This is a genomic window from Pseudonocardia alaniniphila (assembly GCF_022524485.1).
Classification (GTDB): Bacteria; Actinomycetota; Actinomycetes; order Mycobacteriales; family Pseudonocardiaceae; genus Pseudonocardia; species Pseudonocardia alaniniphila.
This window is the reverse complement of the sequence record NZ_JAKXMK010000003.1, coordinates 1-26,940: the sequence shown is the minus strand read 5'-3', so window position 1 is coordinate 26,940 and position 26,940 is coordinate 1. Positions and strand designations below refer to the sequence as shown.

19 protein-coding genes are annotated in these 26,940 nt (G+C 70.1%); 8 read left to right on the top strand and 11 right to left on the bottom strand.

The window, feature by feature from the left end:
* Positions 1-126 precede the first annotated feature (126 nt).
* Positions 127-831 carry a TetR/AcrR family transcriptional regulator gene (locus tag MMF94_RS02975; RefSeq protein WP_241034673.1) on the bottom strand — a complete coding sequence of 235 codons (705 nt, stop codon included), beginning with the start codon at positions 829-831 and terminating at the stop codon, positions 127-129.
* A 181-nt stretch (positions 832-1,012) separates the two neighbouring features.
* Here MMF94_RS02975 and MMF94_RS02970 point away from each other — a divergent pair, with 181 nt between their 5' ends.
* Both MMF94_RS02970 and MMF94_RS02965 read left to right on the top strand, forming a co-directional pair.
* Entirely contained in the window at positions 1,013-1,582 is a 570-nt protein-coding gene (locus MMF94_RS02970) for a PadR family transcriptional regulator (protein ID WP_241034672.1), read from the top strand.
* Complete coding sequence (locus MMF94_RS02965; RefSeq protein ID WP_241034671.1) at positions 1,579-2,793, top strand: cytochrome P450; 1,215 nt, start codon at positions 1,579-1,581, stop codon at positions 2,791-2,793. Before MMF94_RS02970 ends, MMF94_RS02965 begins: the two co-directional genes overlap by 4 nt.
* An 18-nt stretch (positions 2,794-2,811) precedes the next feature.
* Here MMF94_RS02965 and MMF94_RS02960 read toward each other — a convergent pair whose 3' ends face one another.
* From MMF94_RS02960 to MMF94_RS02935, 6 genes are all read right to left on the bottom strand, one after another.
* Complete coding sequence (locus tag MMF94_RS02960; protein WP_241034670.1) at positions 2,812-3,585, bottom strand: ABC transporter ATP-binding protein; 774 nt, start codon at positions 3,583-3,585, stop codon at positions 2,812-2,814.
* Positions 3,586-3,619: 34 nt separating this feature from the next.
* Positions 3,620-4,585, bottom strand: coding sequence for an ABC transporter substrate-binding protein (locus MMF94_RS02955; protein WP_241034669.1), 966 nt, complete (start codon positions 4,583-4,585; stop codon positions 3,620-3,622).
* A gap of 36 nt (positions 4,586-4,621) precedes the next feature.
* Positions 4,622-5,491 carry an ABC transporter permease gene (locus MMF94_RS02950; protein ID WP_241034668.1) on the bottom strand — a complete coding sequence of 290 codons (870 nt, stop codon included), beginning with the start codon at positions 5,489-5,491 and terminating at the stop codon, positions 4,622-4,624.
* The gene (locus tag MMF94_RS02945; protein WP_241034667.1) at positions 5,488-6,333 is read right to left on the bottom strand and encodes a sulfurtransferase; all 846 of its coding nucleotides are present in this window, start codon (positions 6,331-6,333) and stop codon (positions 5,488-5,490) included. The genes MMF94_RS02950 and MMF94_RS02945 overlap by 4 nt, the downstream gene beginning before the upstream one ends.
* Positions 6,330-7,703, bottom strand: a complete 1,374-nt coding sequence (locus MMF94_RS02940) for an NtaA/DmoA family FMN-dependent monooxygenase (RefSeq protein ID WP_241034666.1) — start codon at positions 7,701-7,703, stop codon at positions 6,330-6,332. The genes MMF94_RS02945 and MMF94_RS02940 overlap by 4 nt, the downstream gene beginning before the upstream one ends.
* Before the next feature lie 115 nt (positions 7,704-7,818).
* A complete protein-coding gene (locus MMF94_RS02935) occupies positions 7,819-7,965 on the bottom strand; it encodes a hypothetical protein (RefSeq protein WP_241034665.1) in 147 nt (48 codons plus the stop codon).
* Between the two features lie 846 nt (positions 7,966-8,811).
* Here MMF94_RS02935 and MMF94_RS02930 point away from each other — a divergent pair.
* Positions 8,812-10,659 carry a hypothetical protein gene (locus tag MMF94_RS02930; protein WP_241034664.1) on the top strand — a complete coding sequence of 616 codons (1,848 nt, stop codon included), beginning with the start codon at positions 8,812-8,814 and terminating at the stop codon, positions 10,657-10,659.
* A gap of 20 nt (positions 10,660-10,679) precedes the next feature.
* On the opposite strand, the gene MMF94_RS02925 is transcribed toward MMF94_RS02930, so the two are convergent.
* Positions 10,680-11,183 (bottom strand): DUF6328 family protein, encoded by a 504-nt coding sequence (locus tag MMF94_RS02925; RefSeq protein WP_241034663.1) that lies wholly within the window; start codon positions 11,181-11,183, stop codon positions 10,680-10,682.
* Between the two features lie 133 nt (positions 11,184-11,316).
* Between MMF94_RS02925 and MMF94_RS02920 the strand changes: the two genes are divergently transcribed.
* Together MMF94_RS02920 and MMF94_RS02915 are read left to right on the top strand one after the other, a co-directional pair.
* Entirely contained in the window at positions 11,317-13,110 is a 1,794-nt protein-coding gene (locus tag MMF94_RS02920; protein WP_241034662.1) for a thiamine pyrophosphate-requiring protein, read from the top strand.
* Positions 13,111-13,334: 224 nt separating this feature from the next.
* Positions 13,335-14,744, top strand: a complete 1,410-nt coding sequence (locus MMF94_RS02915) for an MFS transporter (RefSeq protein ID WP_241034661.1) — start codon at positions 13,335-13,337, stop codon at positions 14,742-14,744.
* 22 nt (positions 14,745-14,766) lie between these two features.
* Here MMF94_RS02915 and MMF94_RS02910 read toward each other — a convergent pair whose 3' ends face one another.
* Positions 14,767-15,633, bottom strand: a complete 867-nt coding sequence (locus tag MMF94_RS02910) for an oxidoreductase (protein WP_241034660.1) — start codon at positions 15,631-15,633, stop codon at positions 14,767-14,769.
* A 375-nt stretch (positions 15,634-16,008) separates the two neighbouring features.
* Between MMF94_RS02910 and MMF94_RS02905 the strand changes: the two genes are divergently transcribed.
* The 3 genes from MMF94_RS02905 to mreB all read left to right on the top strand — a co-directional run bounded on the left by MMF94_RS02905 (position 16,009) and on the right by mreB (position 20,132).
* Positions 16,009-17,286, top strand: coding sequence for an HNH endonuclease signature motif containing protein (locus MMF94_RS02905; protein ID WP_241034659.1), 1,278 nt, complete (start codon positions 16,009-16,011; stop codon positions 17,284-17,286).
* 290 nt (positions 17,287-17,576) lie between these two features.
* A complete protein-coding gene (locus MMF94_RS02900) occupies positions 17,577-18,917 on the top strand; it encodes an MFS transporter (protein WP_241034658.1) in 1,341 nt (446 codons plus the stop codon).
* 219 nt (positions 18,918-19,136) lie between these two features.
* Positions 19,137-20,132, top strand: a complete 996-nt coding sequence (gene mreB / locus MMF94_RS02895; protein ID WP_241034657.1) for a rod shape-determining protein — start codon at positions 19,137-19,139, stop codon at positions 20,130-20,132.
* A 1,002-nt stretch (positions 20,133-21,134) separates the two neighbouring features.
* Here mreB and MMF94_RS02890 read toward each other — a convergent pair.
* Together MMF94_RS02890 and MMF94_RS02885 are read right to left on the bottom strand one after the other, a co-directional pair.
* On the bottom strand, positions 21,135-24,092 hold the full coding sequence (locus tag MMF94_RS02890) for an FtsW/RodA/SpoVE family cell cycle protein (protein WP_241034656.1): 2,958 nt from the start codon (positions 24,090-24,092) through the stop codon (positions 21,135-21,137).
* Between the two features lie 22 nt (positions 24,093-24,114).
* Positions 24,115-25,365: a hypothetical protein gene (locus tag MMF94_RS02885; protein WP_241034655.1), complete on the bottom strand. Its 1,251-nt coding sequence runs from the start codon at positions 25,363-25,365 to the stop codon at positions 24,115-24,117.
* Positions 25,366-26,940 lie beyond the last annotated feature (1,575 nt).

Below are 26,940 nucleotides of genomic sequence, written 5' to 3'. Positions count from 1 at the left end.
GGCTGACACATCCCATGAAGGCGTGAGGGTTTCCCCGCGGGTCGCTCAAGGAACCGGCACCTCCACGGGCGCCACAGGACACGCTCCCACCCCTCGACGGCGTGGTCGAGGTGTGGATGCTGCGTTTCACCCGCTCAGCTGCCGGTACCGGTGAGCGGCGTCGGGATCGAGCACGGCAGGCGTCACGGGCGCCAGCCAGAGCCCGACGACGGCGTCGACGAGGCGGGCCGCGGCCATCTCCCAGGTGCGGTTCGGGGACGCGGCGCCGTTCTGCAGCGCCCGTTCGTATTCGGCACACATGTGCACGACGACCAGGCGGCTCATCTCGCCGCGCTCGGCGCGGACCTCGGCCGGCAAGGCGGGGAGCAGCCGGAACATCCCTTCCCGCGCCTGTCTCAGGCTGAGTGACGCCTTGGCGTCGGCCCGGATCACCGCACGCAAGGTGGGCTCGTTGGACGCCTGGGCGAGGAACCGTGCATGCCAGCTCTGGTCACCCAGCTCTGCCAGATGGGCGGGGAGCGGCCGGACGATGCACCCGACCCAGTCGTGCAGAGCGGATCCGGGGCCGACGCGGGTGAGTAGATCCGTACGCAACCGCTCCACGGCCACCGCGTGTCGCCGCAGGATGGCGAGTACCAGCTCGGACCGGCCGCCGAAGTGGTAACCGACCACGGAGTTGTTCCCCTGACCCGCCGCTTCGCCGATCTGCCGGTTCGACACCGCCAGCACTCCACGCTCGGCGAAGAGTCGTTCCGCGGCGTCGAGGATGCGATCGCGGGTGGCGGCGGCCCGGTCCGGCCGGGTTTTCTCGGACCGACTGTCGACGGTCATGAGTCCTCCGGCAGTAAATTATAAGAAGTGTGCCTGAAAGAGTTTAACCCCTGGTGTGGCTAAAGCCCTTGCCATTCCTCTCCGCGGAACGCCACCCAACTGCGGATATTCTCCCATATAGCCCGATTCGCCCGGTTTGCCGCGGTAGGCGTGGGCTATCAAATAAGTTAACGTGACATAGGTGTGGGTCGACCTGTTGCTGCTCGCGAACCTCACCGCGCAGCCCGCCCACGGCTATGAGCTGCGCCGGCGGGTCGAGCAGAACAGCGGCTACGCACTGTCGAACAACTCCCTGTATCCAGCACTGCGCCGCTTCTACGACGCCGGGGCGGTGACGCGGACCGCCGTGGAGAGCCAGGGCGCTCCGGCGCGGCATGTCTACGCGATCACCGACGTGGGCCGGGAACTGCTGCACGACATGCTGGCCGAGCTCCCCGACGAACTCGCGGCCGACGAGGCGGAGTTCCTGTCCCGCGTCGGCCATTTCGAGCGGCTCACCCCTGCCGAGCGGTTCGGCGTGCTCGACGCCCGGGAGCGCGCGATCACCGCACGCCGGGCCCGCATCCAGGCCCTGGCCCGGTCCGCCGCAGACGCGTCGCGCAACCGCTGGGGTCTGCTCGTGCTCGACGAGCTCCTGCGCCGCTCTCATGCCGAGGCGCACTGGATCGCCACCGTGCGTGGCAGCGCCGTCACCGCGCCGACCGCCCCACCTGCCTGCTCGCCCCCGCCATCCGAGGAGGACGCCCGATGACCACCACCGCCCCAGCGCCGCAGCTCCCTTTCGACCGCCCCAACGTGCTCGAGGTCGCGCCGCTCCTCGCGGTGCTGCGGGCCGAGGCGCCGATCACCCCGGTGCGGACGCCCGCGGGAGATCCCGCCTGGCTGGTCACCCGGTACGAGGAGGTGCGCGCGCTCTTCGGCGATTCCCGGCTGGGCCGCTCGCACCCGAACCCGGCAGAAGCCGCCACGGTGTCCGACGCCGCCATCCTCAACGGCCCCTCCGGTGACTACGAGACCGAGCAGACCGACCACGCCAGGATGCGGGCGATGCTCGTCCCGGCGTTCTCCGCCAAGCGGATGCGCCTGCTCGGCGACCACGTGCGGGAGCTCGTCGACGGGTGCCTCGACGCGATGGAGGCGGCGAAGGCCCGCGACCCGGAGGCGCCCGTCGACCTGCACGCCACGCTGGCCTTCCCGCTCCCGGTGCTGGTGATCTGCGAGCTGCTCGGTGTGCCGTTCGGCGATCGGGAGTACTTCCACGGGCTGTCCGACCGGGTCGGGCGGATGGGTACCGGCGGCGACGCGGCCGAGGCCATGGTGGAGTTCGAGCGGTACATGGGCGGGCTGGCCGCGGCCAAGCGCGCGGATCCCCAGGAGGACGTCGTGTCCGACCTGGTGCGGGCCCAGGAGGCCGACCCCCGGTTCACCGACGCGATGCTGGCCCGCCTGGCCGCGGGGCTGCTGTTCGCCGGGCACGAGACCACCGTGGGCCGCATCGACATGGGCGTGCTCATGCTGCTGGTCGACCTCGACCGGCGTGATGCCTTCGTCGCCGACCCCGACGGCCAGGTGCAGCGCACGGTCGAGGAGATCCTGCGGCTCTCGGCGCCCGGGAGCCTCGGCCTGCTCCGCTACGCCCACGAGGACATCGAGATCGGCGGCGTCACGATCGCCCGCGGCGACGCGGTGATGCTCTCCACCGCCGCGGCGAACCGCGACCCCTCGGCGTTCGCCGACGCCACCGAGTTCGACCCGAGCCGCAGCCCCAACCCGCACCTGTCGTTCGGCCACGGCGCGCACTTCTGCATCGGCGCGAGCCTCGCGCGCACGGAGCTCACGGCCGTCTTCTCCGCCCTGTTCCGCCGGTTCCCCGGCCTGCGCCTCGCCGTGGGAGTGGACGACCTGGTGGTGCGCACCGACCGCATCACCGGTGGGGTGTCGGAGCTGCCCGTCACCTGGTGACGCCGTGCGCGGCCGGCGTCAGGGCACATGCGCCTGCGCAACCAGCGCGTCGGAGATCGCGTCGTGCAGGTCGCGAAAGGCGGGGGTGAAGCGCAGCTCCCGCACGTCGCGGGGCCGGTCGAGGGCCACCGGGAACTCGTCGAGCACGCGCCCGGGCGCCGCGCTCATCACCACCACGCGGTCGGCCAGCGTGATGGCCTCGTCGACGTCGTGCGTCACGAAAAGCACGCTCGTCCCGAGGGTCTCCCAGAGCGACAGGAACTCCGCCCCGATCCGACGCCGGGTGAGCGCGTCGAGCGGACCGAAGGGCTCGTCCATCAGGAAGAGGTCCGGGTCGGAGGCGAGGGTGCGCGCGAGCGCCACGCGCTTGCGCATGCCCCCGGAGAGCTGGCGCGGCAGGTAGCCCGCGAACCCGTCGAGCCCGACCGTGGCGAGCAGTTCGGTGATCCGGGCGTCCTGCTCCGCGCGGTCCCCTCCGGCCACCTGAAGCGGGAGACGGACGTTCTCGTGCACGGTGCGCCAGGGGAGCAGGGCGTCATTCTGGAAGAGCATCCCGACTCCGGCGGGGGTGCCGTCGATCGGCCGGCCGTCGATCAGCGCCTCGCCGCCGGAGCGCTCGACCAGCCCGGCGACGACCTTGAGCAACGTCGACTTGCCACAGCCGCTGGGCCCGACGAGCGCCACGAACTCCCCATGGCCGATGCGGAGGTCGGCCCCGTCGAGCGCGAGGTGGCGCCCCTTCTGCGTGCGATAGGCGACCCGGAGATCGCGCACCGCCACCTTCGCGGTCACGACGCCGCCTCCGCGGGAAGGAGCACGTCGGCGGTCATGACGTCCCCAGCAGGCTGAAGTCGAACGAGTCGGTGAACGACGGGACCTTGGCCGGCTGGACCTGCCCGACCTGCGTGAGCACCTGGGTGGTGTCCCGGTAGGGGCCCTCGTCGATCGTCAGTTTCGGTGGGGCCTGGGCCATCGTCGCCGTCACCACGGTGCGCAGCGTGGCCGGGTCCAGCGTCGGAGCCTGCTGCTTGGCGGCGGTGAGCACACTCGCGACGTCGGCGTTCGCCCGGTCCTGCGTGGCGCGCAGGGCCTGCAGGAACGCCTGCATCGCGGGCTTGTTGTCGTTCACCCAGTCCGGCTTCGCGATGACGACCAGCGCGATGTAACGGAAGTCCGGCTTCCAGGTGAGGGTGAAGGCGCCGGACTGCAGCATCGTGGTGAGCAACGGGTCACTGACCATCCCCGCCGCGGCGCCGCCCTTCTCGATCGCGGCCTGCATGGTGGCGCCGGTGCCCGCGCCCACCACACGCAGGCCCGAGTACGGCACGTTCGCCTCGGCCGTCGCCTTCTGGAGCTCGGTGTCCGACAGGCTGCCCGGCGCGGTGACGGCCACGGATTTGCCGGCGAGGTCTCCCACGGTGTGCACGCCGGAGCCTGCGGCGCTCACCAGGGAGTAGGGCGGGGCTTCGCTGATGACCGCGTAGCCCTTGACGTCGAGACCCTTGGCTCGGTTGTCGATCACGTGCTCGCCCGCGCCGACGAAGGCGTCGATGCTGCCGCCCACCAGTGCCTGCACGGCGTCGGAGCCGCTGTCGAAGCACACCTTCTGTGCGTTCAGGCCGGCGGGGAGCCCGCCGGAGTCGATCGTGAGCGCGGCGAGGCCCACACCGCCGCAGACGAGGCCGACACGGATCGTCGGCGGGCCGGGTTCGGAGGAGCAGCCGGCGGCGAGCAGCGCGGCCAGCACCAGGGCGGCGGCCCACCGCCGTGGCGCGCGTAGAGGAAGGGACATGGGGTCGAGGTCCTCGTTTCTCCGGTGCAGACGTTCTCAGTGGTGCCGCACGACCCGGCGCTCAACGTGCCCCAGTACCTGGTCGAGGACGATCGCCACGGCGGTGATGACGGCGAGACCGGCGAAGACGCCGGTGACGTCGAGCAGGTTGGACGAGAGCTTGATGTAGTAGCCGAGGCCGGAGCTCGCGGCGATCAGTTCGGCGATCACCGCGCCGATGAGGGCGATGCCGATCGACAGCCGCAGGGCGGTGACCAGCCAGGGGGTCAGCGACGGCAGCACGATCCAGCGCAGGGTCTGCAGGCGGCTCGCCCGGAACGAGCGGGCCACGTCGAGCAGGTCCTGCTCGATGTCGCGAACGCCCTGGTAGACGTTGTAGAAGATGACGAAGATCACCATCGTCACGACCATGGTGATCTTCGAGAGCAGCCCGATCCCGAACCAGACGATGAACAGCGGCGCCAGCGCCACCCGGGGCAGGCTGTAGAGGGCCATCACGTAGGGGAGCAGCCATCCGCTGAGCAGCTGTGACGTCCCGAGCGCCACACCGAGGGCGATCCCGAGCGGCACACCGATGAGGAGCCCGGCTCCCACCTCGACGAGCGTCTGCGTCAGGTGCGGCCACAGCTCCCCGGTGGCGACGAGCTGCACCAGCCTGACGACGATGTCGCTGGGGGAGGAGACGAAGAACTCCGACACGAGCCTGCCGGAGGCGAGCTGCCAGGCGCCGAGCACGACGACCGCCACGGCCACGCGGCCGATCAGGACGGCCCGCCGGAAGCGGATGGCCTCGCGGCGGTCCTGCTCCAGCAGTGCGCTCCCGGCATCGGAGGGACGCCGGGCGTCCTCGTCGCCGGGCACGCGCCCGGCCCGGCCCTCGCGCGAGAGCGACAGGCTCTCCGTCACCGGGATTCCCCGGCGGTTCCCGGCTCGGCTCCCGTGGCGACCGGCCGTTCGGGGTCGGCGCTCCACGCCGAGAACGACCCGACGTAGAGGGGCGCGGTCACCCCGGTGTGGGCGAGGGCGGCCACGGCGAAGGCACCTGCCACGCCGCCGCCGCAGGAGAGCCCGGGAACGGGCGCATTCGCGGTGGTGACCCCGTAGTGCGCGCGCACCTCGTCGCGGTCGCCGAGAGTCCCGTCGGCACCCAGCACACCCTGCGACGGGACGTTGCGGGCGCCGGGGATGTGCCCGTCGCGGTACGCGGCCGCGTCCCGGGCGTCGACGAGCAGGCCACGCTCGGCGAGGGCCGCGGCCGCGTCGGCGTCGAGTTCGGGCATGCCGCCCGAGCCGAGTTCCACGTCGCCCGGCGCGACGTCCGGCTCGTCGGTATCGAGCGGGTGGCCTGCCGCGCTCCAGGCCTGCAACCCTCCATCGAGGATGCTCACCCGTGACAGCCCCGCCCATCGCAGCACCCACCAGGCCCGCGCGGCGGACAGCCCGGATCTCGTGTCGTAGACGACCACGGTGGAGTCCGTGCGCAGGCCCCACCGCCGGGCGGATCGCTGCAGGTCGGCGGGGTGCGGCAGGGGCCGTCGCCCGTCGGCCGGGGCCGCGTCGGTGCGGGACAGCTCGGTGGGGAGGTCCACGATCACCGCTCCGGGCAGGTGCCCTGCGCTGCCGTGGTCCCCTCCGGTTCCCTTCTGGTCGTAGCGGATCTCCAGCAGGCGGATCTGCTCCGGGCTGTCGTGCAGCCACTTGTCGAGCTCCGCGACGCCGACGAAGACCGGAACCGTGGGTGCGGTCATCGCCCGCTCCCCACCGTTGCCGCGGCTGTGGCGAACCGGCTGAGTGGTCGGGGAAGGCCGAAGTGCTCGCGCAGGGTCGTCCCGGCGTACTCGCGGTGGTGCAGGCCACGGCGCTGCAACTCGGGGACGACGAGGTCGACGAACGCCTCCACCCCGTGCGGCACGGTCGGCGGGAAGATCATGAATCCGTCCGCGGCGCCCGTGGAGAACCACTCCTCGAGCACGTCGGCCACCCGGGAGGGCGACCCGACGACCTCCTTGAACATCCCGCCGCGGATGAAGGAGGCGTTGACCTCGGCAACGGTCACGCGCTCGCGTCCGTAGAGCTCGCGGGCGGAGTCGGTGATCCGGCGCCCGTCCTCCGACAGCTGCGCGAGGTCGGCCACCTCGGCGAGGGGGGCGTCCGGCGCCGCGTCGACGACGGCGACGCCGAGCGCTTCGGAGAGCCGCGCCCGGTGCACCGGGCTGGTTTCGAGCAGTCCCTGCAGGGTCGCGTAGGCCTCGTGCGCCGCCCGCTGCGACTCCTCGACGTACACCGCCATGCCTGGCACGACGAGTTGGTCGGACGCCGAGCGCCCGTAGTGCGGAAGCCGGTTCTTGAGGTCGGCGTAGTACTCCCGCGCCCCGTCGAGACCGAGGGTCGAGGAGTTGGTGAACCGCAGGTCGGAGTACTGCGCACCGAGGTCGCGGGAGCGTTCGGAGGCCCCTGCGTTGATGATCGGGATCTGCCCCTGGACCGGCCGCTCGACGTTCAGCGGCCCGCGCACCGAGAAGAACTTCCCCTCGAAGTCGATGTGGTGCACGCGGTCCGGGTCGACGAACTGGCCGGTCACCTGGTCGGCGACGCGAGCGTCGTCCTCCCAGCTGTCCCAGAGCAGTTGCAGGACCTGGATGTACTCGGTGGCCCAGTCGTAGCGGTGCTCGTTGTCCCAGTGCTGCTCACGACCGAAGTTGCGCGCCGCCTCGACGTTCTTGCCGGTGACGATGTTGAGGCCCACGCGCCCGCCGCTGAGGTGGTCGATCGTGGCCGCCGCCCGGGCGACGTTGTACGGGTCGGAGTAGGTGGTGTTGACCGTGGTGATCAGCCCGATGTGTTCGGTGATCCCCGCGATGTTCGCGGCGAGGGTCAGCGCCTCGGGTCGCAGCACCTCGTTGGGTGCCGCGAACTGGGAGGCGGTGAGCCCGACCAGCCGGTCACCGATGAAGAAGAAGTCGAAACGACCGCGCTCGGCCGTGCGGGCGGCGTGTTGCAGCAGGCGCGGGTTGGAGTTGCCGTCATCGCGGGATCCGGGCAGGCGCCAGGCTCCTGGATGGAAACCGGTGGGCCAGATCGTGAGACCGAGATGCATCCGACGGGCTGGTTCGGACATATGAAAGCTGCCTTTCGGCGCGGAAAGGGCGGACCGCGCGCCGGGCGGCGGCCGCTGACGAAAGAGGGGAGAGGCATCGACCGTCGCCTGCTTACGCGGGTGACTGCCGGCGGACTCAGCCGCGACAGAGGCAGGTGGCGACCTTCAGCAGGTCGACGCAGCGGCGGCGAACGAGCAGCAAGGGCCGGACGACGGACAGCACGTCGGTCCCGCCGTCAGCACGACGCAGGCGGTAGAACGGGTCGACGCGGCTGTGCTCCACGTCGTCTCCTTCCGCCGGTCGCCGGGCGGCCCGAGGTGCGATCGCCCGAATAAGCCGACGGTATAGACATCAGCTCCCGCAAATCAAATGTCATGGGCTGTTGTGATGCGAATCTCGCGTAATTCGCACCCCATTGTCAGTACATTTCCGAGGGCTGCGCTCCAGCGGCGGGAAAGAATGTCCGGCCGATTGATGGGGTCTGGTACGTGGCGATTGTCCGGCATCATCCTGGCGGTCCCGAACTCCGTGGTTGCAGCGAGCCGGCCGGGCCTGGGCGAACCCGGGTGAAGCGACGGTCGGTCGTAACGGATCTTCCGTCCAACCGTTAGGCCGATCAGCGCAGTATGGTGAAGCCGGATGGGCCAGCGGTCCTCCGGCTTGACTTCGTTGAAGCCTCTACATCACGGAGGGTGACTGTGCAACTAGTGTTACAGTGAGTCCCGTCACAATCCGCCACGGATGGGTTGATCCTCGACACGGTCCGTCGCCATAGTCACATTCGTGTTGATCGTCGACCTCGAGTCGTTCTGGCCGACCCGGCGCCGGAACGATTTCGACCAGTCCTGTCCGGGGACATCCGCTCTCCCCTGACCGATCGCCGCGGCCCACGGGCCACCCACCGGCATGCGGTCCCCCGACCCGCCGGGCGCGCAACGCGTCCAGCCCTGGATCCCGGAGCTCCCGTGGCCCCCTTCTCCCACAGCGCGCCGTCCCGGCCGTCCGGCGTGCTCGAACCGTTCTGGACCGGACGCCGGGCCGGGCAGTTCTCACAGGGGTGTAGCTGGGCCGCGTGACCCGTGCGCGCGGCCGATCGGCCCCCCACCCAGATCGCTTGTCAGGAGAACCGTGTCCTCGCCCCACGCCTTGCGTACCCCACGCGGGCGCCGCCGCTTCGTCACACCGGCCACAGCCGTACCGGCCCTTGCGGTCCCGGTGCTGTTCCTAGCCGTTGCGGTGCCCGCGTGGGCGCAGACCCCAGGGAGTGGATACGGCAGGACCGGAGAGGCGGCCGGCGCCGTCCTCACGAATCCGCTGACCATCTCGCTGGGCATCGTGGCGGTCGTGGCCAGCGCCGTGGTGGCAGGGACGGCGACGCTGGGCTTCCTCAGCCCGCCCTCGCGCCGATCGGTGCTCGTCGTCCAGGGCGGGGCCGCCGTCGCGGTGCCCGTGCTGGTGATCAACTGGCTGATCGGAGGCCTCACCGCGCTCGCCGCGTTTCCGCAGGCAGCTGGGGTTCTCCTGGCAGCGGTGATGTTCGCCCGCGGGTGCCAGACCTCCTCCGCGGTGATAGGCCTGCTGCTCATCGGTGCATTGGGCTACAACGCGACGATCGGGCACGTCGGCTGGCATGTGGGGCTCGCCGCTGTGCACATGGTGGCCGCGGTGACCTGGCTCGGCTCCGCCGTGTCGGTCGCCACGCCCGCGTGTGGTGCTCGTTTCACCGTCCTGCGGCGCCACACCCTGGTCTTCGCCATATCCGCCACCGTGGCGGTCGCGGCTGCCGCGCTGGAGGCCGTCGCCAAGGGGATGCGTTTCGACGGCGTGACCTTCGGATCGCTGACGGGCCAGCTCGTCATCGTCCAGGCGCTGGGCATGACCGTGGCGATCAGCACGGGGTTGTGCAGGCCCGGTGCGATCGGGGGCCGTGTCGTGGCGGTCGCCGCAGGGCTGGTCTTCACCGCGGGCACGGTGATCGCTGTGCAGACCCCGGCCCCGGTTCCTGCCGATACCGGCCGCCCGCTCCTGCGGACGGTGGCGCTCGCAGGCCAGGACGTGCCGGTGGTGGTCGTCCCGCAGCGCCCCGGCCGCAACCTCGTCCATGTCGGCGTCCCCGGGGCGCTGGTCGGCGGTGTGTCCGCCGACGAACGGGCCGGCGCACCCGGCGGCTGGGCTATGGTCGACCTCCCCGCCGGCACGGACGTGCTCACGGTCGAGGCCGACGGGGAACAGGTCCCGCTGCGCCTGGACCTCGGATCCGATCCCGCGCCGCCCGCACTGGTGGCAGGACTCGCGGGACCGGACGGGCCGGAGTGCCTGAGTGCCGTGGTGGGCGCCATGGTCGGCGGGGTCAGCGACCTGCCGGCCGCGTGTCCGGCCGACAAGCTATCCGCGCAGGACGCCGTTGCGCTGCGGGCCACCGTGCGGTTCCTCGCCGACCGTGACGTGGCGCTGTACCTCGTCTCCGACGGGTCGGGCCGGTCGAAGGCGGCCGCGACGGTCGTCAGGGACGCGGCGGCTGCGCACGGACTCAGGGTCGATGACCGGCTGAACCCCGCGGACGCGGTGGTCGTCGTCGCCGGCTGGGAGGGCGGGCGGCGCAGGCTCACCGATGAGCTGTTCGGCCGCTCCACCGTCGGCGGCACCTACACCGCGCCATGGCTGGCCACGGGGTCTGTGCTGGGCCGCCGGACCAGCGCCGTCACCACCCTGGACTTCGACCCGCGGGCCGTTCCCGCCCAGCGCTACCTCGCCGACCTGCGGGCGGCCGGGGTGACGTTGCTCGCCTCGCCTGCCGGGTTCCGCGAATGGTCGGCGCCGACCGATCGGGATGAGGCGATCGCCGGTCCCCGGATCTTCACCGCCGTGCAGGTCGCGGTGATACCGGCGGCGGTCGGCGGGACGGACCATCGCACCACGGCCCCATGGCTCCCGGGTGGGGCGCTGACCCCGGTGACCCCACCCCTGCCCACCTGACGTGACATGTGACGTGACGGTCAGGTTCTGGCGCGCAGGATCAGCGGAATCGCTGCCCAGAGCAGCCCGAACACCACGAGGCACACCGCACCCGCGATGATCGCAGCCGTCGTCCCGGCCACGACGTCGAAGATGAGCACGATGACACCCGTGACGGCGAGGCCCAGCAGCGTCAGTCCTCCGATCGCGAAGCGCTGACCCGCCCCCACCAGCTCCGCGCGGGCGTGCTGGCGAAACAGCACGCGGTGCATCGCAACCGGCGCGATCAGCATGCCCGTGGCTGCAGCCGAGAGCGACAGAGTCACCAGGTACAGCACGCGCTGCGAGCCGGAGAGATCGTCGAACCGCGACTGGAACGGCACGGTGAGCAGCAGGCCGGTGAGCAGCTGCACGCCGGTCTGCACCACGCGCAGCTCCTGGAGGAGGTCGCCCCAGTTGCGGTCCAGCCGCTCGATCGGGGCCTCGTCGCGGGCATCACGGTTCCAACTCGAGTCGGAGTTGACGTCGTCGACGTCTCGCGTCATGAGGCACCTCCTCGCGGGGTAACCGTCCGAGTGTGCACCGGATGGGTGACAGATAGGAGTCCGTCGGTGCTCCGCACCTGGTTCGGGTAGCCGGAGGCCGGGCAGGAGTGACGGGCGGCGGAGGTGCGTGCGGGTGGCGAAGACGGTGGGCGACCACGTCCTGCGCAGGTTGCAGGAGTGGGGGGTCGAAGAAGTCTTCGGTTATCCCGGTGACGGGATCAACGGGCTCATCGTGGCCTTCGAGAAGGCCGGTGACCGGCCGCGGTTCATCCAGGCGCGGCACGAGGAGATGGCGGCCTTCGAGGCCGTCGGATACGCGAAGTTCTCCGGCCGGGTGGGCGTCTGTATGGCCACATCGGGTCCTGGCGCGATCCACCTGCTCAACGGGTTGTACGACGCGAAGCTCGACCATGTGCCGGTGGTGGCGATCGTCGGGCAGACCGAGCGCAGCGCGATGGGTGGGTCCTACCAGCAGGAGGTGGACCTCCAGAGCCTGTTCAAGGACGTGGCGAGCGACTACCTCGTCGAGGTCAACGTCCCCGAGCAGCTGCCGAACGCGCTCGACCGTGCGTTCCGCACTGCGCTCACGCGACGCGCCCCGACAGCGCTCATCATCCCCAGCGACCTCCAGACCGAGGACTACTCACCGCCCGCCCATGCCTTCAAGCAGGTGCCGTCCAGCCCGCCGGGCCTGGTGGCGCCCGTGGTGGTGCCGGACGAGGCCGAGCTGCTGCGTGCCGCCGAGGTGCTCAACCGCGGGCAGCGGGTGGCGATCCTCATCGGGCAGGGCGCGCGGGGCGCCGCGGCGGAGGTCGAGCAGGTCGCCGACATACTCGGCGCCGGAGTGGCCAAGGCTCTGGTCGGCAAGGACGTGATGTCCGACGAGCTGCCGTTCGTGACCGGTGCGGTCGGCCTCCTCGGCACCCGTCCGAGCTATGAGCTGATGCGCGGCTGCGACACCCTGCTCATCGTCGGCTCCAACTTCCCGTACAGCCAGTTCCTGCCGGAGTTCGGGCAGGCCAGGGGCGTGCAGATCGACATCGACGGCGCCATGGTCGGGATGCGTTATCCGACGGAGGTGAACCTCCTCGGCGACGCCCGTAGCACGTTGCAGGCCCTGCTGCCGATGTTGTCGGGCCCGACGGACCGCGCATGGCGGGAGAAGATCGAGGAGAACGTCGCCCGCTGGTGGCGCACCATGGAGCGCCAGGCGATGCTGGACGCGAACCCGGTCAACCCCATGCGGATCGTCTGGGAGCTGTCCGAACTGCTCCCGCTGAACGCGATCGTCTCTGCCGACTCCGGTTCCGTCGCCAACTGGTACGCGCGGCACCTGCGTATCCGCGGAGATGTCCGCGGGTCGTTGTCAGGTGGCCTCGCCACCATGGGCTCGGCGGTGCCCTACGCGATCGGCGCCAAGTTCGCCCACCCCGACCGGCCCGCGATCGCGCTCACGGGCGACGGCGCCATGCAGATGAACGGCATGGCGGAACTGCTCACCGTCGCCCGCTACGCCGATCGCTGGTCCGACCCCCGCTGCATCGTCTGCGTGCTGCACAACAACGACCTCAACCAGGTGACCTGGGAGCTGCGCGCGATGGGCGGGGCGCCGAAGTTCGTGGAGTCGCAGAGTCTGCCCGACGTCTCGTACGCCGACTTCGCTCGCGGCCTGGGATTCGAGGCGTTCACCGTCACGTCCCCCGACGAGCTGGGCCCGGCATGGGAGCAGGCGCTCGCGGCCGAGTGCCCCGCCGTACTCGACGTCCACTGCGACCCGGAGGTGCCACCGATCCCGCCGCACGCCACGTTCGAGCAGGCCGAGTCGGTGGTGCAGGCCGTGCTCAAGGGAGATCCCGACGCGCTGCACCTCGCCGTCCAGGGCGCGAAGACCAAGCTGCGGGAGATGCTGCCGGGCCGACGCCCCTGATAGGCAGAATCACCAGTCCTTCGAAACATTCGCGCGGACTCGAAGCGGCCCGTGACCCGACGCCCCGGCCCGTGTCGCTGATGCTCTGACCAGCTCGTCTGCTCTGTCCGGTCCGATCTTGTGACAGCACTCATCTTTCCTCGCGCCTCGACCTCCGAATCTTCACCGTGGACTCCTGTCGACATTGATTGTCAGACCTTCTGACCATCTCTAAGGAGCATGGGGTGTCAGAGACAGGTGAGGAGCCCCCAGATCCACGGCCGACGCCGCCACGGCGGGTCGCCGAGCGGATCGACAGGCTCCCGGTGACCCGCACCCACCGGCGGGCCACTGTCGTCGTGGGGCTCGGCCTGTTCTTCGAGCTGTACGAGCTGTTCCTGACCGGTGTGCTCAGCAGTGTGCTCCTGGGGGAGTTCGGGCTCACGAAGGCGGAGCTCGCGCTTGTGCTGGCCTCGACGTTCATCGGGATGTTCGTCGGCGCGCTGGTCCTCGGCCCGCTCGCCGACCGTCTGGGCCGGCGTAGTGCGTTCCTGCTCAACCTGGCCGTGTACTCGACGTTCTCGCTACTCGGAGCGTTCAGCATGAACGCGGCGTGGCTCGTGGCCATCCGGTTCATGGCCGGGGTCGGGCTCGGGGCCGAGCTGCCGCTGGCCGACACGTACCTCACCGACCTGCTGCCGGCACGCCATCGCGGTCGCTACATCGCCCGTGCCTACACCGTCGGATTCATGGGGGTGCCCGTGGTGGGCTTCGTCGCCCGCTGGATCACCGCGACGAGTTTCGTCGGCGTACCGGGCTGGCGATGGATGTTCGTGATCGGATCACTCGGCGCGTTCATCGTGTTGCTGCTGCGCCGTGGCCTGCCGGAGTCGCCGCGGTGGCTCGAGTCGGTCGGGCGTACCGAGGAGGCGGAAGCGATCGCTGCCAGGCTCGAGGACGAGGCACACGACATGCCGCCCGAACCTGCCCGCGCCATCCCGGACCGCGTCCCGGCGGCAGTACCGGCTCCGGCCGCTCCGGCCGTGCGAACGGGCATGGGCGCGCTGTTCGCGCGTCCCTACAACAAACGCACGGGCATGATGGTCGTCTTCCACGTGTTCCAGACCGTCGGGTACTACGGGTTCGGCACGATGGTGCCGGTGGTGCTCACGGCGAAGGGATATCCGATATCGGAGTCGCTCCTGTACGCCGGTTTGACCTATCTCGGCTACCCCATCGGATCGGCGTTGTCCCTGCCGCTCGTGGAGGCCGTCGAACGCAAGACCCTCGTGGTCTCGTCGGGCTTGGCGATGGCGGCGTTCGGGCTTGCGTTCGGCTTCTCGAACACGATGTTGCTGATCGTCGCGTGGGGCTTCCTCTACACCGCCGTCAGCAACGTGTTCTCGAACGCGTACCACATCTACCAGGCCGAGATCTTCCCGACGCCCTTGCGTTCGACCGGGGCGAGCGGGACCTACGCGCTTTCCCGCCTGGTCATCGCGATCATGCCGTTCGTCCTCGTCCCCGTGCTGAAGGACGACGGTGCCGCCCCGCTCCTCGCGATCATGTGCGTGGCGATGGTCGTGGTGGCCGTCGACGTGTCGGTGCTCGGGCCGCGCACGACGGGCCGGCGGCTCGAAGCTGTCAACGCCTGAGGCCCGTGGTGTCGCGCGTCGATCAGCCGGCGATGGCGTCGAGCTCCTTCACGGCGTCCTGGGGGAGGGCGAGGTCGGCGGCGGCGACGTTCTCCCGCAGGTGGGCCACGGAGGACGTGCCGGGGATCGGGGTCATGGTCTCCGATCGCTGCAACAGCCAGGCGAGCGCGGTCTGCTGAGGCGATGCCCCGAGGCGTGCGGCGACCGAGTCGAGCTCATCGGACTGCAGCCGCGTGAACCCGCCGAGCGGGAAGAACGGCGCGAAAGCGATGCCGTCCTCGGCGCACCGCGCTACCAGCGCGTCGTCCTGGCGGTTCGCAAGGTTGTAGAGATTCTGCACGGTGACGACCGGCGCGATGGCCTGCGCCTCGGTGAGCTGGGCCGAGGAGACGCCGCTCAGCCCCAGGTGGCGGATCAGACCCTGCTCCCGCAGCTCGGCCAGGGCGCCGAACTGCGCCGCGATCGATCCGTCGCCCGTGCCCATCGCCGAGCCGACCCGCAGGTTCACCACGTCGAGCACGTCCAGGCCGAGGTGCTGCAGGTTCTCCCGTACCTGGGCCTTCAGATCCTCGGGTTCCAGCGCCGCCTTCCAGGAGGCGTTCGCGCCGCGCCGCGCACCGACCTTGGTGACGATGTGCAGGCCGGCGGGGTAGGGGTGCAGGGCTTCCTTGATGAGCTCGTTGACGCTCGCCGGGCCGTAGAAGTCGCTGGTGTCGATGTGGGTGATGCCCATCTCCACCGCTGTGCGCAGCACGGCGACGGCTTCGTCATGGTCCTTCGGTGGGCCGAACGCCTCGGGCCCGGCGAGTTGCATCGCGCCGTAGCCCATCCGGCTGAGGGTGAGGTTCTCGGCGAGCGTCACGGTGCCGCCGGGGGTCCTCGTAGTCATGTCGGCTCCTTCTCGGGCGTCGTGTGCAGGTCGCACCTCACGAGTGTTGGCGGGCACCGGGCCGGCCGGGGATGCCCCGCCGATCCTGGGGATCGCACGGCCAGGCTCCGGCCCGGAGACTGGCTGGAAAGACTCCACGAATAGGCGCGCGGGACTGCGGTCACGCCGAGATCGAGCGAGCGGGCTGCGCGCCGTGCCGCACCCTCGCAAAGCTGCAGGCTCTACGACGAACCCAACCGCCGCGCGATCGCGGAATTCGGTGTGATGCGGTATTGCCGCCGGCAATGATGGCCGGGTAGCGGGTCTGGCGAACTATTTGCCATCGCTACAACCTCAGCCGCCGATTCTGTCGGTGCCACCGGGGACGATTCTCGTGTGTCGGAGAACGCGGTCGCGCTGGCGAGCCGAACCCTGCAGCGCGGGGTCGGATCGCTGCGCGCCGCCGCGGATTCCCGCGCGCCGGAAGAACAGCGGGTCGCCGCGGTGAGCGTGTGCGAGTCGCTGTCCCGACAATTGGAGCACCTGCAGATCGAGCTGGTCGCCGGCCTCGTGCGCGACGGGGTGTTCACCGCCCGCGGCTACCGCAGCCCGGTGCAGGCGGTAGCCGACCTGCTCGGGTGTGACACCGCGATTGCGCGGCGTCGGATCCGAGTCGCCGAGGACGCCTGCCCCGGTAGATCGCTGGATGGGCGCACATTGCCGGCGCGGCTTCCCGCCACCGCGGCGGTGTTCGCAGCAGGCGAGATCGGCTTGCGGCATGTCGAGGTGATCTCCGAGGCGCTGCGCTCGCCCGCGGCGCGGCGGCTCGGTCCGCAGGTATGGGCGGCCGCGGAGGAGAAGCTGGCCGAGCAAGCGGCCTCCTATCGTCCTGCGGAGCTGGCGGTGTTCGCCCACGACCTGATCAGCGTGCTGGACCAGGACGGGCCCGGGGAACGCGAGGACGAGCCGGAGCAGGTCAACGAGCTCCACCTGTCGATGCGCACGGGGAAGGTGAAGGGCCGGCTCGACGGACTCACCCGAGAAGCGTTGGCCACCGCTCTGGACTCCTTGTGCCTGCCCCGCGGTCCGGAAGACGAACGCACCGCCGGGCAGCGACGAGCCGATGCCCTGGGCGAGATCTGCGCTCGCGTGTTGGACTCCGGGCAGTTGCCCCAGTGCGGCGGGGAGCGCCCGCACCTGAACGTCATCATCCCGCTCGCCGAACTGGAACAGCGAGCGCGAACGGCGAGCCTGGACTTCGGCGCCCGGCTGCAGCCGGCGGATCTCCGGATGCTGGCCTGCGACGCCCGGGTGGTGCCGGTGGTGTTCGGCGGGGCCGGGCAACCCTTGGATGTCGGACGCGCCCGGCGCACCATTCCCGACGTGCTTCGCCGGGCGATCGCTGCCCGCGATCGTGGTTGCGCCAAACCAGGCTGCGGACGTCCCGCGTCGTGGTGCGAGATCCACCACCTGGAGGCCTGGGAGAAGGGTGGAGAGACCGCAGTGCACAACTGCGTGATGCTCTGCCGCTTCCACCATCGGCTGCTGCATCGCGAATCCGGCTGGCAGGTCCACATCCGCAACGGGATCCCGGAGTTCGTTCCACCGAAATGGATCGACCACACCCAGACTGCCCGCCGAAAACCTCCGCACCCCGCCACTTTCCATGGATAAGTCAGGATGCGTGCGGCGGACCGAACCGTCTCTGCACGGCCGGCCCGGGAACGATCGGCCGGGCATTGCCGACCGCCCGCAGCCCTGTGCGCATAGCGAGGACAAACCGTCGGGTTTACTGATCAGTCGGTGTCGACTGGGCCGAAATATCTGTTTTGTTCTGTTCGTCACTTTTGCGATTTGACACCTGAACCGTGGGATCGCAGCATTCTCGGTGATCGGTGGGCCGCCCCGGGGATCGGGTGGCGCCGCCGATCGAGCCGCGGTTCGACCGTCCATAGGAGTGCGTGATGAACACCGGGCAATCAGAGGTGCTGTTTCGGTCGCAACGGCGCCGCGCCGTTGTCGCCAGTACGGTCGGCACTTCGATCGAATGGTACGACTTCTTCCTCTACGGTACTGCCGCTGCACTGGTGTTCCCACACGTCTTCTTTCCGGGATCCACACCGTATGCCGGTGTGATCGCCTCGTTCGGCACCCAGTTCGTCGGTTTCGCGGCCCGGCCGATCGGCGCCGCCATCTTCGGCCACTACGGCGACCGGATCGGCCGGAAGGCCACGCTGATCACCACGTTGATGATCATGGGCGTGGGCACCACGCTCATCGGTGTCCTTCCGGGGTTCGCGTCGATCGGCATCGCTGCACCGATCCTGCTGACCGTGCTGCGCCTGCTCCAGGGGGTCGCGGTCGGTGGGGAGTGGGGCGGTTCGGTGCTGCTGTCCATGGAGTGGGGATCGGACAAGCGGCGGGGGTTCATGGCGAGCTGGCCGCAGCTCGGCGTCCCGATCGGGCTGCTGCTCTCCACGGCCATGGTCCAACTGATGTCGGCCACGACGGGCGATGGCTTCCTGACCTGGGGCTGGCGGGTGCCGTTCCTGGTCAGCATCGTGCTCGTCGGGATCGGGCTCTATGTGCGGCTGAAGGTGCTGGAGAGCCCGGCCTTCACCGAGGTGAAGAAGACCCAGGCCGTACTGCGCGTCCCGGTGCTCGAGGCGTTCCGGCACCAGTGGCGGGAGATCCTGACGTCCGCGTTCGTCCGGATGTCGGAGCAAGCGCCGTTCTATCTGTTCGTGACCTTCGTGCTCACCTACGGCACCCAGCAGCTCCAGCTGTCGCGCACAGGGCTGCTCAACGACACGCTCATCGCCGCGGCGGTCGGATTCGTGAGCGTTCCGCTGTTCGGCCACCTGTCCGATCTGATCGGGCGCCGGATGATGTACGGAATCGGCATCGTGTGCACCGCCGTGTTCGCGTTCCCCTATTTCGGGCTGCTGAACACGCGCGTGGCGGGTCTCGTGCTGCTCGCGATCGTCGTGTCGTTGATCTTCCATGACATGCAGTACGGGCCGCAGGCCGCATTGATCGCCGAGAGCTTCGGAGCCAACATCCGCTACAGCGGTGCGGGCATCGGCTACCAACTCGCGTCCGTCATCGCGGGTGGACCAGCGCCTCTGATCGCGGCGGCAATCCTCCAGAGCACCGGATCGAGTACCTGGATCTCCATCTACATCATCGGTTGCTGCGTCGTCTCCTTCGTCGCACTGCTGCTGATGCCCCGTCGGGGGGTCACGGACCTCGCGCCGAACGTGGAGGGGCGGCCGGCCCGTGCCACCGGTCCGGCGACTGTCTGACCGCCCCGTTCTCCGAGAAGATTGCCTGTCCTAACGAGGTTTGAGTACGGGCTCACGGGTCCATCCGAGCGCTCGGAACCAGGAGTGGTGCTCGGTCGTGGGCTACCCGGTCGAATCGATACGGAGTGTGTCGTCGAACGCAGCCAATAGGTGGCTGGACCGGATGAGCGCGGGGTCGCAGACTCAATGACAGGGGGGCCGCTCACCCGGGGAGGGTCCGTGGCTCAGTTCGGAATCGATCTCGGTACTGCGAATACGGTGGTGTGCGACGAGACGCGCGGCATCGTCTTTGACGAACCGTCGGTGTTGTTGCGGCGAAATTCCGCACGACGCCGCACTCGACTCGTAGCGATCGGCCGTGAGGCCTTCGACCTGCTCGGGCGCGTCCCGGCAGGGATGACGGCGCTGCGCCCGCTCCAGGACGGTGTCATCACCGACCTGGAGACGGCCCGCACCTATCTGCGTGCGGTGGTGCGGCGTTCCGTCCGGCGCTCGTGGCAGCGCGGCTACGCGAAGGTCGCCATCGGCGTTCCGTCCGGGGCGACGCATCTCGAACGGCAGGCGCTGCTCGAGGCGGCGGACGAGGCCGGCATCAAGAGCGCCACCGCGATCGACGAGTCGATCGCCGGTGCCGTCGGGTGCGGTATCGACCCCATGGAGCGCCGCGTGCACATGGTCGTCGACGTCGGCGGTGGCACGGCCGAGGTCACGGCGTTCTGCTACGGCGGGGTGCTCACGGCCCGGTCCTGCCGTGTGGCAGGCGACGAGATGACCGTGGCGATCTACCGCCACATCCGCGAGCACCACCAGCTCATCGTGGGTGAGCAGACCGCGGAGGACCTCAAGATCCGCATCGGTCACACCACCGAGTCCAGCACGGTCGTGCCGGGGCGCGACGCCGCGAGCGGCCACGCGCGGCTGGCGACGGTGCCGGTCTCGGAGATCGTCAAGGTCGTCGAGCCCATCACGGACTCGATCGTCGAGACGCTCGCGGCGTGCCTCGACGACCTGCCGCCGGAGGCGGCGGGGGACGTGCTGGGCGAGGGCATCCACCTCTTCGGCGGGGCCTCGTTGACCCGCGGGTTCAGCCAGCGGCTCGAACGGGCCTTCGGCTTCCCCGTGAAGGTGGCCGAGAACCCGCTGACATGTGTGGCCGAGGGCGCGGCGCGCTGCCTGCGCACGCCGGGCGTCACCGATGCCTACGGCTGGAGCTGACCGAAGTCCCGTAACAACTGCGGCCCCACCCGCGTTCGTCCATCGCGAGCAAGCACCGCGACGGTCGGGCGACGAGGTCGGGGCCCTGCGGCAGGACATGACCCGGGTACCGGTTCCGAACCGGTGATCATGTGGAAGCCAGTCCCTGACCCCGGCCTCGGCGGTCGAGCGTCCTGAATCGGCGGCAACCGGTTGTCCGAGCCGATCTTCGCCCCCGGCCCCGACATCTGGTCGCCCTGCCGGCGTTGATCGACGTTTCAGGCCCCGCAGCAGGACATGACCCGGCTGCCGGTTCCGGACCGATGATCATGTGGAATCCGGCGCCCCGACCCCGACCCCGATCCCGGCCTCGGCGGTCGAGCGTCCGGAATCGGCGGGCCTTCGTTGCCCGGGGAGATGCGGAGGCGACGATTGCTCCTGGACCCGGCTTCTCGCCGGCCTGCCACAGGCGTTGATCGACATTTCGGGCCTTGCGGCAGGGCATGGCCCGGCTGCTGGTTCCGAACCGGTGATCATGTGGAATCCGGCGCCCTGACCCCGACCCCGACCCCGACCCCGACCCCGGCCCCGGCCTCGGCCTCGGCGGTCGAGTCCCGGACTCGGCGGCCCTCCGTTGCTCGGGGTGCTGCGGAGGCGACGATTGCCGCTGGACCTGGCTTCTCGCCGGCCTGCCCCAGGCGTTGATCAATTTTCCGGGCCCTGCGGCAGGGCATGACCCGGCTCCCAGCCCCCAACTGATGATCATGCGCAACCCGCTGCCCCGGCCCGTCAGAAATCGGCGGCGACCCGTCGTCCGCAGGGGATACGGAGCCGGCAGTCGTCGTCCGGCCCGAGATGTGGCCGGAGAGTTCATGATCATCACTGCAGGCCCCGGAGCAGGGCATGGCCCGGTTCTCGACCCCGAACCGGTGATCATGGGGACAACCGAGCCGCCACTCGCCGATCTCGGCCCGTGGGCGCCGAGCGCGCGCGGCGGCAGGCGCGTAGGACGGTGGGGTTCGGTCACCGCCCGCTGGCGGGGTCCTGCATCGGGTCGGTGGACATCACGCGGGCCTCGTTGTCGTGGAAGTAGCGCAGGCCGTCGGCGATCAGGGTCTTCACGTTGTTGCCTCCGGAGCCCGGACCCTGCACGACCGCGGTCATGACGATCCTCGGGTCGGGCATCGGTGCCGCGGCCGACAGCCAGTTGTCGTAGTGGACGTCGGAGAGGCTGCCGTCCTGCGCCGTGCCCGTCTTGGCTCCCACCGGGAAGGGCAGGCCGGAGAGCCCGGTAGCGGTACCCCCGGTCACCACGGCGCGCATCCCGTCCCGGACCGGGCCGAGCTTGTCGGAGAACGGCACCGGCGTCGGAGCCGGGGTGGGCAGCGTCGTGAAGATGCCCCCGTTCGTCCCCGTCGCCAGGCCCAGCCGCGGTGTGACGAGCTGGCCGGTGGCCACACCGGCGGTGAAGAGGGCGTTCTGCAGGGGCGTGACCGTCAGATAGCCCTGCCCGATGCCGAGGATCACGGTCGACCCGCCGTACCAGGTGCCGCCGTTCGCAGCCACGCTCTCGGGAGTGCCGATGTAGCCGGGCGACTCACCGGGCAGGTCGATCCCGGTCCGTTTGCCCACCCCGAGGGCGTGGGCCGCGTCGATGATCGGCTCCGGTCCGAGAGCGTTGGCGAGCTTGTAGAAGTACACGTCGTTGGACCACGCGATGGACTGGACCAGGTCCATGGGTCCCATCGGTTTCCAGTTGCCGAAGGTGTGGCCGCCGAGCGTGTAGCTTCCGCCCGTCGGGATGACCTTCTCGGGCGGGATCACCGGGTTCACCATCTGGGCCGCGGCCACCACCAGCTTGAACGTCGAACCGGGCGGTAGTGCGGCCTGGGTCGCGTGCTCGAGCATGGGGTGGCCCGGCGCGTTCGCGGCTGCCTGCACGCCGGCGACGTCGACCGGCGGGCCGTACACGTTGTTGTCGTAGGACGGGGCGCTCGCGAGCGCGAGGATCTGGCCGTTGCGGGGGTCCATCGCCAGGGCGGCGCCGACGTGGCTCTTGCGCTGGCCCCGCAACGCGTTCACGAGACCGGCCGAGAGCCGCTCCTGCAGCCCGAGGTCCAGCGACAGCCGCAGGTCGGCTCCGCGCACCGGCTCCACCCGCTCACCCATCGCGACCGGGATCCCGGGCGGGGACACGTACACGCACTGGCGTCCGTTCACACCGCGCAGCACCGAGTCGTACTGCTGTTCCAGCCCGGCCCTCCCGACGATCTCGCCTGCAGGCAGATCCGGCCACCGCTCGATGTCGGTCGGGGTCGCGATGCCCGCGAATCCGAGGACGGGGCCGAGAAGGGCCCCGGTGGGATAGCTCCGCCTGCCTTGCGGAACGACGATCACCCCCGTGATCCCGGCCGCCGTGACCGCGTCGCCCGCCACTCGTGGGACGTCCGCCAGCGGTAGGGAGAGCGTGGTCGCCGGCGCGTTGTCGAGGCTGGTGCGTACGGCGTCCACGGGCTGGCCGATGAGAGAGGCGAGCTTGGCGACGTCGTCGGGCCGGGAACGCACGAGGGCCGGCACAGCGAGGACCTGGTCCATTGCGTTCTCCGCCGTCGACGCACTCACCGCGAGCGGTGCGCCGTGCCGGTCGGTGATGGCCCCCCGGGGGGCGGGGAGCCGGATGCACCGTGTCATCTGCTCGTGCCCGGCCGCCGCAAGCTCGGGGCCGCGGGTCATCTGCAGGTTCCACCCGTAGAGCCCGAACAGCACGAGCAGCGCGCTCGAAGCGAGTGCGATCGTCCGCATGAGCCGCGGCCGGCGATTGCGCCAGCCGGGCATGGTCCACAGCCGTCGACGTGCTCCCTGACGCCGGACGCCGAGGGCGACGCCGAGCGCGGCGAGGTGCACCAGCAACGCCGTGCCGCCGAAGCTGAGCAGCGGGAACGGCACACCGGCCAGCGGGAGCAGGCCCAGGTTGCCGCCGACCGAGACGACGATCTCGACGCCGATCAGGATCGCGAGACCGCCCGCGACCAGGGCGCCGTGCGGGCTCCGAGGCACCCGGCTGGCGAGGGCGAGCCGCCATACCAGCACGATCGCCGCGATGATCACCACGCCGCCGGCGACGAGCCCGAACTGCCCGACGACGCTGGCCAGGGCGAGGTCGGTCTCCTTCTCGGGGAGGTACTGGGCTTGCAGGCCCGACAGCGGGTCGCCCGAGCGGCCGAAGAGCGAGCCCGAGCCGACGGCGATGTGCGCCTGTCGGATCGCCCAGCCTGCGCCGGTGGGTGACTCGTGCGAGCCGACGAGGAAGCTGCCGAGCCGCTGCAGCTGGTAGGGCCGCAGCGACCCGACCACCAGGGGCGCCACGACGATGACGCCCGCGAACAGGGGAAGGATGATGCGTGCCGGGATCCGGCCGATGATCAGCATCGAGACGGTGAGAACCAGCAGCAGCATCGTGGTGCTGAGGTCCGGTTGCAACGCGGTGAAGGTGATCGGTACCACGGCGAGCCCGACCCCGAGGGCGAAGCGTTGCCACGAGGGTCGCTGTGAGCCGAGCACCGCGGCGAGCACGAGCAGCACCCCGAGCTTCGCGAGCTCGGAGGGCTGGAACGTGAAGTCGCCGATCCCGATCCACCGGGTCGCACCGTTGAAGGTCTCGCCTGCGACGTGCACCACCGCCAGGAGGACTACGGCACCGAGGTAGGTCACCCAGCCCAAGGCCGTGAGCAGTGCGCCCCGGAACCGCCAGAAGGCTGCCAGCAGCACGACACCCGCGACCGCGATCGCCGCCTGCCGTGCGGCGAACTCGAAACCGTCGACGGCCCAGAGGTTGGCCAGGCCGATGACGACCAGGACGAGCGCGGCGATGATGGCCAGCACGTCGAAGGTGACGCCGCCCTTGTCCTTCCGCCGTGCCGGCTTGCGGCCGTTGTTCGGCTCGTCTGCGGCCGGGTTGTCACCATGCTCAACGATCAGCACGCCGTAGCCTCCTCATCTTCGGTCAGCCGGACGGTTCAGCCGCGGGGGTCCCGCAACTCGCATCGGACGGAACGAACACCGGCGCGCTCGCAGCGGTGGAGGGAAGATCGGTCCGGGCCAGCACGGCCAGGGCCTCGCCGGGCGGCAGCGCGACGCTGACGACGGCGACGGCCCGGTCGCCGTCCGCCGGTACGGTGACTTCGCCACCGGGAACGGTCGTGGTCGCGCCCGTGCAGCGGTCGAAGACCTGGAAACCCCACGTCACGGTCTGGGGTGCGGCAGTCGGCTGCAGCGCCACCTGCAGCCGGACCGCGCACTCCGCGTCGGGTGTGCACTGGTTGACCGCGCGGAGATCCACTCCGGTCACCGTGCCCGCGGCCGTGGGGGCCACGGGTGCTATGGGCAGGAAGACCTGCGTGCTGGTCGGCGCCGCCGACCCCGCGCGGCCGGCCTCGAGCACGGCGTCGATGTCGCGGGCGATGGTGTCGCGCAGGAGGGCGACCTCGATCACGACGACCGTGACCAGCACGACGATGGAGAGCACCCACTTCCAGGTGCGACCCGCGAGGACTCGCGCGAGCGACCGGGGTGGGCGCTCCGGGTCCGGTGGGCGGGGGGCGATCGGGGGTGCGCTGGTGAGCGGGGGATGCGGTGGTGCGAGCGCACCGCCGTTGACCGCCGACACCATCCGGGCGAGCTCGGTCCGTGCCTCGGTGCCGCTCGCCGTGTCCGCTTCCCGGAGAAGAGATGCGACGGCTGCGAGGCTTGCGTCGGGGCGGCGTGCCTCAGCGGTGGCCCGGTCGAGGGTTGCGATGGGGCCCGTGGTCGGTCGTTCCGAATCCGTCGTCGTTCGCCATGCGGCCGCCGTGAGCTCCTCGAGCACCGCGTCGGCGGTGGAGTCCTTCACGGGAACGGGCACATCGTCCTCGGCCAGATAGGCACGTCCGTCTGCGCCGACGTGCACGGACTCGATCCGGAGCGGGATCGGTCCTGCATCGCCACGTTCATCGTGGCGTTTCTCCAGTTCGGTGAATACGTCGGTGGCCAGGGCGACGGCTTGGACGGGCGTCAGGCGCGCGATGGAGAGCAGCCGCGCGAGACCCAGGCCCGCATCCGGCGCGACGGGTTCGGGCTCCGTCGTCGCGTCGGCGTCGGTGTCCGCGTCGGTATCGGTGCCGGTTTCGCCGGCGGGCTGCTCGCCCGCGTCTCGCCACAGCCAGGGGCGAAAGTCTTTCCGGGATGCCTCACGTCGACCCGAACCGGCTCTCACCATCGCCCTACCACCCTCGGACTCGAGACGTCACTGTTGGTCGTGGGCGTGGAGATGCACGCCCCCGCCCGTTTTCGAGGTGGATCGAGTACTTCCCGCCGCCCGGCTCAGACAGGCGGGAGGGAGGGTCTTCGTGCTCGGACCTGATGCCCCCGCTCGGCGCGACGCGTCTTGCCTCGGCCAGGTTCTCCGTCCATGGCGCCCCCTGCGTTGCGCACCTCCGTGCCTCATTTGAGCACGTCAGGAGGGTTACCGGCAGGCCGCCGACCGGAAACCCGCTGACCGGGGTAGTGAGCGCTCCGCCGCACGTGGAGGGGGCCCGTCGGTGCGTGACAGGGCAGCGGCACCCGGAGGACCCCGAGCCCTCCATTCGCGGCTGCACGGGTGCTGCGCGCCGCTCGCTGTAGCGGGCCCGAGGGCGGTGCTGTGCTTGCGCGGCCGCTCGGCGCGTCACCTCCGGTACGGAGCTTTGGGCCACGCCGCCGACCCTGCCGAGGGGGATCCGCTGGTTGTGCTCCGGAGTCGACCGGCGTTCCGATGGTCGAGTGCCGGCGCCTTGGTGGTGGTGCTAACACTGCGGTGGGCCGACTCTCATGACGAAGATCCTCCGTTCCCGATATGCGGAGCACCCGGTATCGGTCGGAACTGCCATTCGTGGTCGATCGTCGGGATGTTTGTGCAGAAAAGTGCCACTGATTGCAACTTATGATTCTCGACATTGATTTCCGTATACTTCGACTTTGCATCCGGCTGACTCGGGGGCAGGTAGTGTGCGAGGGCGATGTGTCAGCAAACCGCCCGCGCCACACTGCGGCGGTTCCGTCCCGCCCTCAGTTGGAATGAACGACATGGATGTCAGCCCCCGCCTTGCCAGTCGATCGCACGGAGCGAGCCGTGTGAGATTGCACCGAAAACGGAGATCATCGGTGTCGGATCGTTCGCCCTGTGCTCTGCTTGCTCGGCGAGTTCGTTCGGCGGCTACCGCGTGATCGCTCTGCCCGGTCGTGAGCGCACCGGGCGACGGGGCCGACTCGAGCACCGTTGCAGGACCGTCGGCTGAGTTCATGAGGATTCGGCGACAAGACCGCCAGATGCTTGGTGGGGACCGCTCCGGTCGGGGAGTCCGGGGCGCAGGGGGCTGGTCGGAGTGAACTCGGCCCCCTCCGCTTTCCGCCTACTCGGGCCGGCCTTCGGGTCTCGCTGAACCTGCTGCTCACGACGGTCGGCTCGCGGTGGTTCACGCCATCGCCCATCGACAAGAAGTAGATGATGAAAAGGACATCGTGTCCTGCCTGTACCGGGTTTCTGCGCGCACGTAGTCAGCGTGCCGCCTCCACCACATTTCACCTGTCGTTGCCGTGATTACTCGGCAACGGACCTGGTCCGGGCGTTCGGCGGTATGGCTCGTGACTGGCGCTGGTCTGATGGTTTTACCGCCTGACAGATGAGTACGGAGATGAGCGCGGACCCTCGGTCCGTGTGGACGGAGATCTTGTTCAGTGCCTCGGGGAGGGCGGAGTGATGCAGCAGTTTGGGGATGCGAAGTGGAGTTATGTGACGCGGGGGGTCGTGGATCGG

Bases quoted from the DNA above. Each gene is read 5' to 3' on its own strand.
- MMF94_RS02975 (WP_241034673.1), bottom strand. From the start codon at position 831: ATGACCGTCGACAGTCGGTCCGAGAAAACCCGGCCGGACCGGGCCGCC.
- MMF94_RS02965 (WP_241034671.1), top strand. From the start codon at position 1,579: ATGACCACCACCGCCCCAGCGCCGCAGCTCCCTTTCGACCGCCCCAAC.
- MMF94_RS02955 (WP_241034669.1), bottom strand. From the start codon at position 4,585: ATGTCCCTTCCTCTACGCGCGCCACGGCGGTGGGCCGCCGCCCTGGTG.
- MMF94_RS02945 (WP_241034667.1), bottom strand. From the start codon at position 6,333: ATGACCGCACCCACGGTTCCGGTCTTCGTCGGCGTCGCGGAGCTCGAC.
- MMF94_RS02940 (WP_241034666.1), bottom strand. From the start codon at position 7,703: ATGTCCGAACCAGCCCGTCGGATGCATCTCGGTCTCACGATCTGGCCC.
- MMF94_RS02925 (WP_241034663.1), bottom strand. From the start codon at position 11,183: ATGACGCGAGACGTCGACGACGTCAACTCCGACTCGAGTTGGAACCGT.
- MMF94_RS02910 (WP_241034660.1), bottom strand. From the start codon at position 15,633: ATGACTACGAGGACCCCCGGCGGCACCGTGACGCTCGCCGAGAACCTC.
- MMF94_RS02900 (WP_241034658.1), top strand. From the start codon at position 17,577: ATGAACACCGGGCAATCAGAGGTGCTGTTTCGGTCGCAACGGCGCCGC.
- MMF94_RS02885 (WP_241034655.1), bottom strand. From the start codon at position 25,365: ATGGTGAGAGCCGGTTCGGGTCGACGTGAGGCATCCCGGAAAGACTTT.